The sequence below is a fragment of the Synergistaceae bacterium genome (genome assembly GCA_012521675.1).
Lineage (GTDB): Bacteria > Synergistota > Synergistia > Synergistales > Aminobacteriaceae > JAAYLU01.
In genome coordinates, this window is sequence record JAAYLU010000005.1 from 1 (window position 1) to 12,778 (window position 12,778).

At 63.0% G+C, this 12,778-nt stretch carries 11 protein-coding genes; 6 read left to right on the plus strand and 5 right to left on the minus strand.

The genetic code is table 11. From position 1 onward, the window contains the following. Positions 1-648 (plus strand): methyl-accepting chemotaxis protein (locus tag GX181_00450; GenBank protein ID NLM70413.1); only part of this gene is annotated, 648 nt, incomplete at its 5' end. Between the two features lie 244 nt (positions 649-892). On the opposite strand, the gene GX181_00455 is transcribed toward GX181_00450, so the two are convergent. Beyond that, the gene (locus GX181_00455) at positions 893-2,863 is read right to left on the minus strand and encodes a HAMP domain-containing protein (protein ID NLM70414.1); all 1,971 of its coding nucleotides are present in this window, start codon (positions 2,861-2,863) and stop codon (positions 893-895) included. Positions 2,864-3,174: 311 nt separating this feature from the next. On the opposite strand from GX181_00455, the gene GX181_00460 reads away from it, so the two are divergent. After that, positions 3,175-3,915: an HAD family phosphatase gene (locus tag GX181_00460; protein ID NLM70415.1), complete on the plus strand. Its 741-nt coding sequence runs from the start codon at positions 3,175-3,177 to the stop codon at positions 3,913-3,915. Between the two features lie 9 nt (positions 3,916-3,924). On the opposite strand, the gene GX181_00465 is transcribed toward GX181_00460, so the two are convergent. Next, entirely contained in the window at positions 3,925-5,220 is a 1,296-nt protein-coding gene (locus GX181_00465; protein ID NLM70416.1) for an MFS transporter, read from the minus strand. Positions 5,221-5,484: 264 nt separating this feature from the next. On the opposite strand from GX181_00465, the gene GX181_00470 reads away from it, so the two are divergent. From GX181_00470 to tpx, 4 genes are all read left to right on the plus strand, one after another. Next, a complete protein-coding gene (locus GX181_00470; GenBank protein NLM70417.1) occupies positions 5,485-5,760 on the plus strand; it encodes a molybdenum ABC transporter permease in 276 nt (91 codons plus the stop codon). Further along, on the plus strand, positions 5,736-7,034 hold the full coding sequence (locus GX181_00475; protein ID NLM70418.1) for a Y-family DNA polymerase: 1,299 nt from the start codon (positions 5,736-5,738) through the stop codon (positions 7,032-7,034). Before GX181_00470 ends, GX181_00475 begins: the two co-directional genes overlap by 25 nt. Positions 7,035-7,295: 261 nt before the next feature. Beyond that, on the plus strand, positions 7,296-7,889 hold the full coding sequence (gene nudC / locus GX181_00480) for an NAD(+) diphosphatase (protein ID NLM70419.1): 594 nt from the start codon (positions 7,296-7,298) through the stop codon (positions 7,887-7,889). A gap of 60 nt (positions 7,890-7,949) precedes the next feature. Beyond that, on the plus strand, positions 7,950-8,459 hold the full coding sequence (gene tpx, locus GX181_00485; protein NLM70420.1) for a thiol peroxidase: 510 nt from the start codon (positions 7,950-7,952) through the stop codon (positions 8,457-8,459). A 60-nt stretch (positions 8,460-8,519) separates the two neighbouring features. Here tpx and GX181_00490 read toward each other — a convergent pair whose 3' ends face one another. From GX181_00490 to GX181_00500, 3 genes are all read right to left on the minus strand, one after another. Beyond that, positions 8,520-8,801, minus strand: a complete 282-nt coding sequence (locus GX181_00490) for a type II toxin-antitoxin system YafQ family toxin (GenBank protein ID NLM70421.1) — start codon at positions 8,799-8,801, stop codon at positions 8,520-8,522. Then, a complete protein-coding gene (locus tag GX181_00495) occupies positions 8,788-9,072 on the minus strand; it encodes a type II toxin-antitoxin system RelB/DinJ family antitoxin (GenBank protein ID NLM70422.1) in 285 nt (94 codons plus the stop codon). Before GX181_00495 ends, GX181_00490 begins: the two co-directional genes overlap by 14 nt. A 297-nt stretch (positions 9,073-9,369) precedes the next feature. Further along, positions 9,370-12,778 (minus strand): phosphoribosylformylglycinamidine synthase (locus GX181_00500; protein ID NLM70423.1); only part of this gene is annotated, 3,409 nt, incomplete at its 5' end.

The window sequence follows — 12,778 nt, forward strand, 5'->3', positions numbered from 1 at the left end:
GTCAGGGTCCTCGGAGACAGGGCGCGCGAGATACAGAACTTCGTCGCCCAGATAGGCGGCATAGCCGACCAGACAAACCTGCTGGCGCTGAACGCGGCGATCGAGGCCGCGCGGGCCGGAGAGGCCGGACGTGGCTTCGCGGTCGTCGCGGAAGAAGTCCGCAAGCTTGCCGAGGAGAGCAACGAGGCGGCGCAGAAGATTGCCGAACTTGCCTCGATGATCACCAGGGACTTGGAAGGTGTCGTATCCGCTGCCGAAGCCAACGCGAAGGATTCAGTGGAGTCCAGCGACCTCATTGAGGAGACGAGGGAGACGATCGACCTGATGATGGAGGCATTGTCAAAGATCGCTTCGGGCACGCAGGACATGGCCGCCGTCGCGGAGGAGCAGGCAGCCTCCAGCGAGGAGATAGCGAGCGCGGTTCAGAACATAGCCTCGCGAGTGAACGACTCCGCCGAGTCCGCGGACACGGTGAGAGGGCAGATGGCCGAGGTCGGCACGGCGGCGGAGCGGGTCGCGCAGGGATCGGCGCGGATCGCGGGTCTTGCGGTGGAGCTGAACGGCCTTGTGCACGCCTTCAAGATCGATAGAGGCGACGAACACGCCAAGCCGGCCGCGAAGGGGCTGGTACCGGTCAAGGGCAGGTAATACGACTCGGGGTAACAGGGATAAGCGACACGAACGGGAAAAGCGCCCGTTCGGTCGCCTTCTTCGGGGCTGGGGGCGAGCCGCATAAGCGAACGACAAAGATTGCTGTTCCGTTCGAAGCGATACGGTTGCCGCCTAAACTCTTATTTTCTGTCATCCCGAGCGAACGCGAGGGATCTCGGGCGTGCGCTCGAGATCCCTCGCGACTTTGCTCCTCAGAACGACGGTAACCTAAGTAACTTGCTCACCGCTCTATGAGCGCCGGGTGGTCCGTTCTGTCCACTCTGAACCTCTCTGTTATGTTTCTGAGCTCCTCCGCGGCCTCGCTTACCTCTTGCGCCCCGTTGGTGACGTTTTCCATAGCGGACACGGTGTCCTCCATCGACGAGGCCAGGCTGCGGGTGTGCTCGTCCGTGCTCTCCATCACCGTGGCCGTGTCGTCTATCAGGGATATGACCATCTCGGACTTCGCGACCTCCTCGTCGGTCGTCTTTATGATCTTCCCTACGTCCTCTATCGTGCTGTCCACAGCCTTGCGGATGCGCAAAAGGGCCTCGCCGGCCACGTGGGCGACGGAGACGCCCTCCTCGACCCCCTCGCGGCTCTTCTGCATCGAGGAGACGGCAGAGCTAGTGCCCTCCAGGATCTTGCCCACAAGGTCGGCGACCTCCCCGGCGCCCTCCTGGGACTGCTCGGCAAGCTTCCTGACCTCCTCGGCCACCACGGCGAATCCACGCCCGGCCTCGCCGGCCCGAGCGGCCTCTATGGCGGCGTTCAAGGCCAGCAAGTTGGTCTGGTCAGCCAAACCGGTGATGGTGTCGCCCACCACTCCGATCCTCTGAGAGAAGGCGTCGAGCTGCTTCAGCCGCTCCTCTGTCTCGAGGACCGCTTCCTTGACGATCTCCATGACGCGGACGGTCTTTTCGACTGTCTCCCCTCCCTCGGCCGCGGCCTTCGCCATGTCGGAGGAGTTCTTCTCCGCGTTGCCGGCGAGGGCCTGCGCTATCTGGATGAGGCTGCTCATCTCGACCATCATCTTGGAGGAGTCAATTGCGCTCGCCCTTCCATCCTTGGTCTTTATCGCCAGTTGGGCGCTGCCCTCGACTATCTCCTCCGCGGCGCTGGTGACCTCCTCGGCGGAGGCGGCGGCCTGCTGGGAGACGGCGAGCAGGTGCACCGCCTTATCCTTGATCTCTCGAATCATCTCCCGCTGGGAGTCGATCATGTCGGCTATCGAATCGGCCATGTCTCCGAGCTCGTCGCGCGACCTCACGTTGATGTCTTCGCGCGTATGGCTGAGGTCGCCCTCCCCGACGCTCTTCATGAAGCCGCCTATGGTCCATATCGCCCTCGTTATCTTCCTCAGGATCATCCACTGGAGGAGCCATCCCAGCAGCAGGACCGCGCCGCCCAGTAGGGAGACCGTCCTGACCACCGACCATCTTACAGCGTCGACCGACGCAATCGGGACGCCCGCGAAGTATATCCCCACGGGCTTGCCTTCCGCGTCCAAGATGGGCTCGTACGCCGTCACGTAAGGGGCGCCGAGGATGTCCGCATAGCCGTAGTAGGGGGTCCCGCCAAGCACAATCGAAGCCACCGCCGGATCCAGCTTGGTACCGACCGCCCTCTTGCCGTCCTGAATTATCGTGGTCATCAGGCGCGTGTCACCGACGAATATCGTTATCTCGGCACCGAAGAGATCCTTGGTCCTGTCCACGTGCTCGGGGTTTGAGAAGCTGTGACCGGCGGAGAGGACGCCGACAACTTCGCCCGCGTCGTTCTTCACGGGCACGCCGGTGCGTATGGACAGAGGTATGGCGGTTCCAGGCTCGATATAAGTCGCCGTTCTGCCTTTGAGCGCGTCTTTGACGTTCGCCTGGTTGAGGACCGAGTCGCCTTTCTTCTCCGGTTCGTGCAGGCGAGCCAACACCGTCCCATCGGCGTCGGTTATCGTCACGAAGTCGAGTCCGCTCTCTTTCCACAGAGGGGTCAGCTTATTCAGGATGCCCTTGGTGTTCCACGTGACCAACTCCTCGACTATGTCCGACTGCTGGACTATGAGGGCCGTCTGGGCCTCGGTGGCTACGCGCTGCTCGTCTATGATGAACCTCAGCCCCGTCAACGCGTAGTCGGCCTTGGTCACGGCCTCTTTGTCAAGGTGATTTGAGAAAAAGAGGATGGCGATTACAGCTGTCAAGACAACTGGGATCAAAGAGGATACGGCGGAAATTCCTCCGAGCTTCATCATCACGGAGATTCCTGGCGCGCGCTTCTTAATCGAGCTATTCCCTTCAACTGAAAATAACAATATAAATCCCCCTTTTTTTATGCACTCACTCTTACTCGGTATTCTATCACTCTTCTTTCAGAATACAAATGTTTTTGTGTGCAAAAATTGTTGTGCAAGCAACTCTTCTATGACGAATAATACTGCGTTTCGTGTGTTGGTCAAAGCAGTTCTCATCTGCTGTTTTCTATGCTACAATTCTTTGGGATCAGAGTGAATGGGAGGAGAGAACCATAATGATAGCGACACCTATTGCGTTTCTCGCGGGGGAGAAACGGAAGCAGAGGAGCAAGCCCGAGGCTATCAAGGCCATAATCTTCGACCTGGACGGTACGCTAATAGACAGCGAGGAGAATCACTACGAGAGCGACCGGGTGCTGCTTGCGCGAAGGGGTGTTACATTCTCACGAGAGGACAAGAGGGCCTTCATCGGCAGGGGCATTTCCGAGATGGTCAGGCGAATCAAGGCCAACTACGGCCTGGAGAGCGACGTGCAGAGCCTTATCGACGAGAAGAACGCGATCTACAGGTCCCTGGCGCTGAAGTCGACCCGCCTCTACCCTCCCATGAGGGCGGTGCTTGAAGGCTTCAGGGAGAGAAAGCTCCCCATGGCGATTGCAACCGGCTCGAACTCCGGCATCGCAGAAGACATTCTGAAGTCCCTGGGCATACGGGACTTTTTTTCCATGATACTGTCGTCATCCGAGGTCAACAAGGGAAAGCCCGAGCCGGACATCTTTCTAGAGACAGCTCGGCGGATGGGCGTGGAGCCGCAGGCCGTCATGGCTTTCGAGGACACTCGCTTCGGGGTGGAGGCGGCCCTCCGGGCGGGGATGTGCTGCGTGGCCCTGCCGGCGCCGTCCGACGACGGGGACGCCGGTGTGTTCGACCAGGCGGACTGCCTCATCAAGGGAGGCCCGGACGAACTGGACCCCCAGTCCTTCTTCTGGTGGTTCGACACTCTCACCAAGCTTTAGCGGGGCTGCTCACTCCTCCCTCGCCTTCAGCGGCTCTAGCCCCAGCGGCCTGAACACCAGCATGCTGAGAGACAGCACGCACGCCACCAGCAGGAAGGCGGCGAAGTAGCCCTCCTCCGTGTACACGCCCGGCCTTGCGGTCGGGAAGAGGTCTATTATCACACCGCTCAGCCACTGGGAGAGTATCGTGGAGAAGACGGCGATCATGTTCATCGCGCCGAAGACGACTCCCTTCTCTTCCGGAGGCGTCAAGGCCGTCACCCCGGCGAGCACGAAGATGCCGCGAAGGCCGGTGGCCGCACCCAGTGCCAGGGCTGCGACACCCCCCACCCATACCGGGCACGCCAGGTAGACCACCCCCAGCAGGACGAACCAGACGACCGAGTTCAAAGCAATCGTCTTCCGTATCGTGATCGGCAACCTCTCCGGCGTGATGACGATACCACCCGCCAGCAACGGGCCGACCATCATCCCCACACTTATCAAGGAGCTCCAGAAGCGGGCGGACGCGGCCGACACCTTGAAGGCCACCTCGAACCAGACCGCACCCCACAGCCCCTGGAAGACCACCAGCGACGCCGCCGAGGCCGCCCAGAGAGTCATGAGGGCCCTCATCCGCCTGTCTCGGAACACGAAGATCAGAGCTCTTCCGATCCCGGGGACGAGGGACGATAGGGACTTGGACTTGCCCCCGTCTGCGGCTTTTTTCCTCAGAGGGTCCTCCTTCGCCTTCATACCGAGGACGAGTGCCATGACTGAGCTGATCGCGGCGAGCGCCGTGAACACCGGCCCTATGCCGAATCTGTCCACCGCGAAGCCGAGAGGCGCGACCGAGACCATCGCGCCGAGGTTGGAGACCGCGAAGTTTATCCCCGCGTAGAAGGTGTAGCGCTCGTGGGGAAAGGCGAAGGCGATGAACACCAATGTTGCCGAGTACATCGGGGATACGCCGAGCCCGGAGACGAGACGCCAGACCCCCAGGGTGAATGGGGTCCTGACGAGGGTCAGCAGCAGGCACGAGGCCGCGGTGAGTACCAGGCCCCACGCGACGACCCTGACAGGCCCGTGCCGGTCGTGGAGGACGCCCGAGATCGGCTGCATCAGGGCGTAGGAGTAGAAGTGCGCGCTGGATATGAACCCGACCAGCGAGGCGCTGATACCCAGACGCTCCGCCTCCAGCGGCATGATGACCGAGGCCGACACGCGGAAGAAGATCGTCATGAAGAACGACAGGGTCAGGACGAAGTACAGGGGGAAGTTCCGGTCCTTGAACAACGACCAGTAGTTGGCTTTTGACGCGCTCACGCTTTTTTGCTCCTTTGCCATTTCGGTGGACGGAACGCGACAAAGCATATCACACATGCGAGGATAAGAGAACAGGGAACCATTTCGCCCTCCGTGTTTCCTCCTGTTCGCAGCAGACCTCCGCCGCGAGCCCCGCTCTCCCCGGACAAATACACCCAGTTCTATATTTTAGATATTGACATTCCAATCGTATGTCTTTATACTGACATACGAATACAGTATGTATGTATTGTGCACGAAGACATTCGAAGGGAGAGTGCTATCGTGGCGGTCAAGATGACGCGAAGCAACGAGGTCCAGGGCAGCTCCGCCGCCCGTCTACTGGAGATGATCCTTCCCCGGCCCTCCTCCACTTTCTTTATGCGGTGCTCCGGTGCCGAGCCGTCGATACTGGTGGTCGACCGTTCTCTCCCTCCGTCGGAGGGGGCCAGGGTGGTGCTGAGAACGGAGAAGGGACTCAGGGTTGCGACCCTCGGCCCGAAATTCAACCCGTCGACCGTGTGGGGCGTGGTGACATGGATAATTCGCTCCCCAGTCTGAGACCTTGTGGGGGAATGCTGGCCCTGTGCGACTGCAACAACTTCTTCGTCTCGTGCGAGAGGTTGTTCCGGCCGGACCTCGAGGGGCGGCCGGTGGTGGTGCTGTCCAGCAACGACGGGATAGTCATCTCGCGATCCAACGAGGCAAAGTGCATGGGGATAAAGATGGGAGAGGCGTACTTCAAAGTACGGCGATTCTTCGAGAAGCGCAGGGGCGTGGCGTTCTCCAGCAACTTTCAGCTCTACGAGGAGATATCCAACAGGGTGATGGCGGCTCTGCGCGGGCGAACACCCTCGATGGAGGTCTACTCGGTGGACGAGGCCTTTTTGGAGGTTCCGCCGGAAGCGCGCGGACGCGTGGAGGATTGGGGGCGCGAGCTGCGGGCCTCCGTCCTCAGGGAGGCGGGGATACCGATCTCGGTGGGGCTGGCCCCGACCAAGACGGCGGCAAAGCTGGCGGCCGAGCGCGGCAAGAAGCGCCCCGAGACGGGTGGAGTTTTCGTCTTTCCCCCCGGCGGAGAGTGGGACTACTTCCTGCGCGACGTCCCGGTGGAGGACGTCTGGGGGATAGGGCGCAGGTGGAGCGCCTGTCTGCGCAAGCGCGGCGTCTCGACTGCTCTTGATCTGAGAAACGCGCGCGACGACTGGCTGGACAAGCGGCTCGGCGTGCGGGGGCTGCGCACTGCGTGGGAGCTTCGCGGCATAAGATGCTTCTCTATAGAGGAGAAGGAGAAGCCGCAGAAGTCCATACAGTCCTCGCGCACCTTTGCGCACCCGGTCCGCAGCAGGGAGGCCCTGGCCGAGGCGGTGACCGAGTTCACTCTGATAGCCGGAAGACGCCTGCGCTCGCAGGGCTCTCTGGCGGGCAATATCGCCGTGAGCATCTCCACCAGCCGCTTCCGAGCTCCCTTCTACGGCGCATCGGCGGAGGCGCCTATAAGTACGCCGACCGACAGCGACATCGTACTGACAGGGGCCGCGACGGAGGCGATGCTCTCCATATACAGGGACGGGCTGGAGTACGTCAAGGCGCACGTTATGCTGGGGCGGCTATCGCCTGCGAACGCCGTGCAGCTTTCTCTCTTCGACGGAGACGCCGGGCGGGGATCGGCATTGTCGCACGTGTCGGACCGTATCAACACCGCGGTCGGGCACAGGCTGCTGATGCCGGCCCTTCTGCTTGGCGACAAGGAGTGGCGTCCGAGGCGCGACAGTCACTCCGGCGTTCGCCTGGAGGACCTGGACTGTCTGCCGGAGGTACCGGCCGGCTGCTAGCCTGTTGTGCTCCTCCGGGACGTGTGTTAGACTTTTCACGCGATAAATATCAAAGGAGATGACGGATTGACGGACGACACAGGTTCGGCCGGAAAGTGGCTTTTATTTCACAACGATCAGGTGCTGGTTAAGTCCAGGACCCCACTCGTCCTGCCGACGGACGAGGATGTCGCGGAACTCTGCGGTCTGCTCTCTCTGCAGGGCGTCCTTTCGCCGTACAGGGGCGGGTTCTCATGGGGGGAGTACCCGTCGAAGGAGCCTATGCCCGGGGGCTATGAGACAGCGGGGCTGCGCGAGATGTGGGGCCTTGGCGATGAAGCGCTTTTTCAGGCTGCGGGTACGGCCTTCCAGATGATGGACTGGCGGCGCAACTGCCGCTACTGTCCGCGTTGCGCTTCGCAGATGACTCCGACGGACGAGGGGCGGGCCTACGGCTGTCCAAGCTGCAGCTACGTCTCCTACCCGGTGCTCTGCCCCGCTGTGATCGTGGCGGTGGTCCGCGACGGCAAGCTGTTGCTGGCCAGAGGAACGCGCTTCCCCCCCGGAAGATACAGTGTGCTCGCAGGCTTCGTGGAGCCGGGGGAGAGTCTGGAGGAGACGGTGGAGCGCGAGCTATTCGAGGAGGTGGGCATCAGGGTGAAGGATATCAAGTACTTCGGCAGCCAGCCGTGGCCCTTCCCTCACTCGCTGATGCTGGGCTTCACCGCGCAATGGGCCGAGGGAGAGCTGGCCCCGGACGGTGTGGAGATAGCCGACGCCGACTGGTTCACTCCGGAGGACATGCCGGAGATACCACCGTCTATCAGCATATCGCGCAGGCTTATCGACCACTGGCTGTCCGGGGCCCTGTCATGACAATGGCGTCGATTATGATAGAATCGGCTGGAAACAGATAATTACGGAGGTGAGCAGAGAATGGAAAGAAGAGGAATCACGACGATGAAGGGCAACCCGATCACCCTTGTCGGCCCCGGGCTTAAGCCGGGGAACAAAGCGCCGGATTTCCTGGTGCTCGATAAAGACCTTGCGCCGAAGACGCTGATGGACTATGCAGGGAAGACCAAGGTCATCTCCGTCACTCCGTCGCTTGACACGCCGGTGTGCGATCTCCAGATCCACTGGTTCAACGAGGACGCGGCGAAGCAGCCCAAGGACGTGGTGGTGCTGAACATCTCGATGGACCTGCCGTTCGCGATCACCCGATTCTGCGCCACCGGAGGGATCAACAACGCCATCGCACTGTCGGACCACAGGGACGCGTCCTTCGGGACGAACTGGGGCGTGCTGATGAAGGAGCTGCGCCTGCTGGCCCGCTCCATATTCATCGTCGACAAGGAGGACGTAGTGCGCTACATTCAGATCGTCCCGGAGCAGATAGCGGAGCCGGACTACGAGGCGGCGATCGCCGCGCTGAAGGAGCTGTAGCAGGGACTGCCATCCAGAGGTCAGAGTGTGGAGGGGAGGGATCTTCCCCCTCCACCCTCTTCACAGCCCGAAAAGCTTCGCATGGCTTCCAAGGCGCACCAGGGTAAGGGTTTCATCGGATAGGTGGTATAGCAACAACAAATCCGGAGCTATGTGACACTCTCTATGACCTCGCCAGTTCCCCCCGAGAGAATGATCACGATACGACGGATCAAGAGGTTCCCCGATCGCCAGCGCTGAGATGACGCCCAAAAGACGTTCCTTGAGGATTAACCGCGAAGGCCCCTTGCTCTCCCGTTTGAAGTCGCGCTTGAACGCAGCCGTCTGTCTAACGGATCGCATCCAACTCGGCTTTCAGATCGTCCAGCGACAGTTCCTCCGCCGTGCCGGACTCGGCCTCGCGCATTGCCGCCAGGGTCTCTTTCGGCAAAACGAGTCCGAAGGGGATGCCTCCCGTGTTGATGGTCTGCCGGTAGAACAGCCGTATCGCCTCCGTGGGAGTCAAACCGACCTTCCTGAAGATACTCTCCGCCAGCTCCTTGTCTCGGGCGGACAGCCGAACGTTGACGCTGCGGTATCCGTGACGCTTGGTTTTTGTAACTCGTTCACCCATGGAAACACCTCCTGCACGGAGGATGATAACGCCATATGCGTTACAAGTCAAAAGCAGATCCCTCGGCGATGAACCCGCCTCGGGATGACAGCGTAGTTGGCATAACCCGCCTCGGGATTAAGCAGGCGACAGGCGAAGCGCAGCGAGCCTTGTCGATCGCTTATCCCGAGGAGCAAAGCGACGAGGGGCAAGCAGGCGACCGAACGAGCGCCCCTCCCATCATCCCGAGCGAGCGCCCCTCTTGTCATCCCGAGGAGCCGAAGGCGAGGAGGGATCTCGGTTTTCAGCCGTGGGTTTTTACCTGAAGTACGCCGCGGCGGACTCGAACAGAGGGTCTCTGCCGGTGGTCGGCGCGTTCAGGTAGAGCCCCGGAAACATCCGCTCGGAGTGACCCATCCTGCCCATGATCCTGCCGTCCGGAGAGGTCAGCGCCTCGACCGCGAAGTCGGCGCCCGTCGGATTGTGGTCGATCCCCATGCTCGGCTCGCCGGCCTCGTCGCAGTACTGCGCCGCTATCTGCCCGGCCTGCGCCAGTTCGTCGAACAGAGTGCGAGAGCAGACGAACCGCCCCTCGCCGGTCGAGATCGGCAGCGTGTACGACTCGCCGACCCTGTAGCCGGCGAACCACGGGGACAGCTCGGAGGCAACACGCACCGCGACAAGGCGCGACTGGTGACGCCCAATGCGGTTTTTGGCAAGCGCCGGAGCCTCCTCCGAGTCGGAAGAAAACCTCCCCCACGGCAGCAGTCCGCACCTCAGCAGGGCGTGAAAACCATCCCCGATTCCGCCGACAAGCCCGTCTCGATCCAGCAGCTTCGTTACGGACTCCCGCACAGCGGCGCGGTTCAGAAAGGCCGCTATCAGCGCCCCCGGCTCGCCGCCCGCGGACATGCCTCCGGCCAGCATGAGTATCTGCGCCCTTGCGAGCAGGGCGACGAAGTCCTCGGCGGACTTCGCTATATCCTGCGGTGTCTTGTTGCGCACGATCAGAAGTTTGGCCTCGACTCCCGCTCGCTCGAATGCGTCGGCGGTCTCGTCCTCGCAGTGGGTGCCGGGGAATACCGGTATCAGCGCGAGCGGCCACGCAACGGACGGGCCCGTGCGAACCCGGTTCGCCGTCGAGATCGCGATTGGTGCGCACCCGGAATCCTCTGTCGTCGTCGGAAAGACCGAAGAGAGCCGCTGTTCGGCTATGCGCTCGAACTCGTCCACCGAGACCGAGTCCCCGCCCAGTCGAAGCGACGGCTCGCCCGTGGTGCGGCCCAGGGTCGGGCCCTCTTCGCATTGGTCCGTCACCTCGAGTATCAGCGACCCGTAGGAGTCCGAGAAGAGCTCCTCGCACGAGTACGACCCGTCGATATCAATCCCGATGCCGTTCCCCCGCGCCATGTTCATCAGGGCCAGTGCCGCCCCGCCGTAAGAGGGCGCAGCGCACGCCTGCGCCTTTCCCTCCCTGATCAGGCTCGACGCCTGCTCCCAGATGCGCCTCAGCGAATCCGCGGTCGGCAGCCCGTCCGTCCCCGTATCGGGGCGCAGCCAGATCACGCGCCGCCCGGCGCGCTTGAACTCCGGAGACCGCACGAGCTCCCTCTCCCCGGCCGCCACCGCGAACGACACGAGGGTCGGGGGGACGTCCAGCCTCTCGAATGTGCCTGACATAGAGTCCTTGCCGCCGATCGCCGCTATCCCCAGCTCCATCTGCGCGCGATATGCGCCGAGCGCCGCCGCGAACGGCAGCCCCCATCGCCGCGGATCCGCTCCCGGCTTGGGAAAGAACTCCTGCAGGCCGAGGTAGACCCTCTTGGTCGAAGCGCCGGCTGCGACAAGCCTGGCGACCGACTCCACCACGGCCAGGTAGGCGCCGTGGTAGGGGCTCTTCTCGCTGATGAACGGGTTGTATCCGAATGACATGAAGGAGCATGTCTCCGTTCCGCCCGGCACCGGGAGGGAGTGTACCATCGCCTCCGGGGGCGTCGCCCGCCGCCTTCCTCCGAGGGGGAGCAGAAGCGTGCCGGCGCCCGCCGTGCTGTCGAATCGCTCCGTCATGCCCCGCTGCGAGCAGGCGTTCAGGTCGTTCGCCAGGGCGAGCAGCCCCTTCGCGAGACCGCCGGGTGTCTTCAATGGATCGTACTCCGCGCGGGCTATCTCGACCGTCGTGGTCTTCCGAGCGCCGTTCTCGTCCAGGAACGAGCGGGGCAGGTTGACTACGGTGCGCCCGCCCTTGCGCATGACAAGGCGGGGGGAGTCGGTGACCGTGGCTATTGGCGTCGCCTCCAAATTCTCCAGCGCCGCCAGCTGTCTGAAGCGCTCGACGTCCCGGGCCTCCACCACCACGGCCATGCGCTCCTGGGACTCGCTGATGGCGAGCTCCGTGGCGTCCAGCCCGACGTACTTCGTCCTTACCGAGTCGAGGTCGATGTCGAGCCCGTCCGCCAGCTCTCCGACCGCGACGGACACGCCGCCCGCGCCGAAGTCGTTGCACCTCTTGATCAGGAGAGAGACCTCGGGATCGCGGAAGAGCCGCTGAATTTTGCGCTCCTCCGGGGCGTCGCCCTTCTGCACCTGGGCCGCGGCGACGTCGGCGGACTCTCGGGTGTGCTCGACGGACGACCCGGCCGCGCCGCCGATTCCGTCGCGCCCCGTCCGGCCGCCGACCAGCAGCACCACGTCGCCGGGAGCGGGACTCTCTCGCCTCACGTGCGAGGCCTTGGCCGCCGCCAGGACAGCCCCGGCCTCCATCCTCTTTGCGACGTAGCCCGGGTGGTAGATCTCCCTCGCGCAGCCAGTGGGTACTCCTATCTGGTTGCCGTAGCTCGCGAAGCCCTCCGCCGCCCTACGGGCTATGCACCTCCGGGGGAGCTTGCCGGGCAGTGTCTCCTCGAGGGGAGCGGTCGGGTCCGCCGAGCCTGTCACCCTCATCCCCGCGTAGACGTAGGCACGGGCCGAGAGGGGGTCTCGAATCGCCCCGCCCAGGCAGGTGGACGCGCCGCCGAACGGCTCGATCTCCGTGGGGTGGTTGTGCGTCTCGTTCTTGAAGAAGAGCAGCCACTCCTCGGGTCCGTCCTTCGTGCTCGCGGTCACCCTCAGGGTGCAGGCGTTGTTCTCCTCCGTCTCCTCGTACTCCGGAAGCCCGCCGTCGCTCTTCAGACGCTTGGCCGCCAATGTGACTATCTCCATCAGGGTGAGGGGCCTGTCCTCCCTCCCCATGAGCCTGCGCGCGCGCCGAAGCTCCTCCAGCGTCGCGGAGGCGGCGGTGACGTGACAGGCGACATCGGTTATCTCCGTGAGGAAGGTGGTGTGGCGGCAGTGGTCAGACCAGTAGGTGTCGAGCACCCTCAGCTCCGTGATCGAGGGGTCGCGCCTCTCCGAGCGGAAGTGACCGCGGCAGACCAGCAGGTCGTCCAGCCCCAGCGCGAGCCCCTCGCGGGCGATCAGGTCGCTCAGCCCTCTTTCGTTCAACTCGCGGAAGCCCTCCAGCACGGCGGGAAGAGGCGGCTCGGAGCTCTCGCTCCGAAGGGTCGCGGGAAACTCCATCGAGGCGAGCCGCGACTCGACCGGGTTGCACAGGTAACGAATCGCCGCGTCGACGTCCTCCAGCGACAGGTCGCCCTTCAGGACGTACACGAACGCCGTCCGCACGACCGGGCGCTCTCCGCCTGTGCTCATCTGGATGCACTGCTCGGCCGAGTCGGCCCTCTGGTCGAAC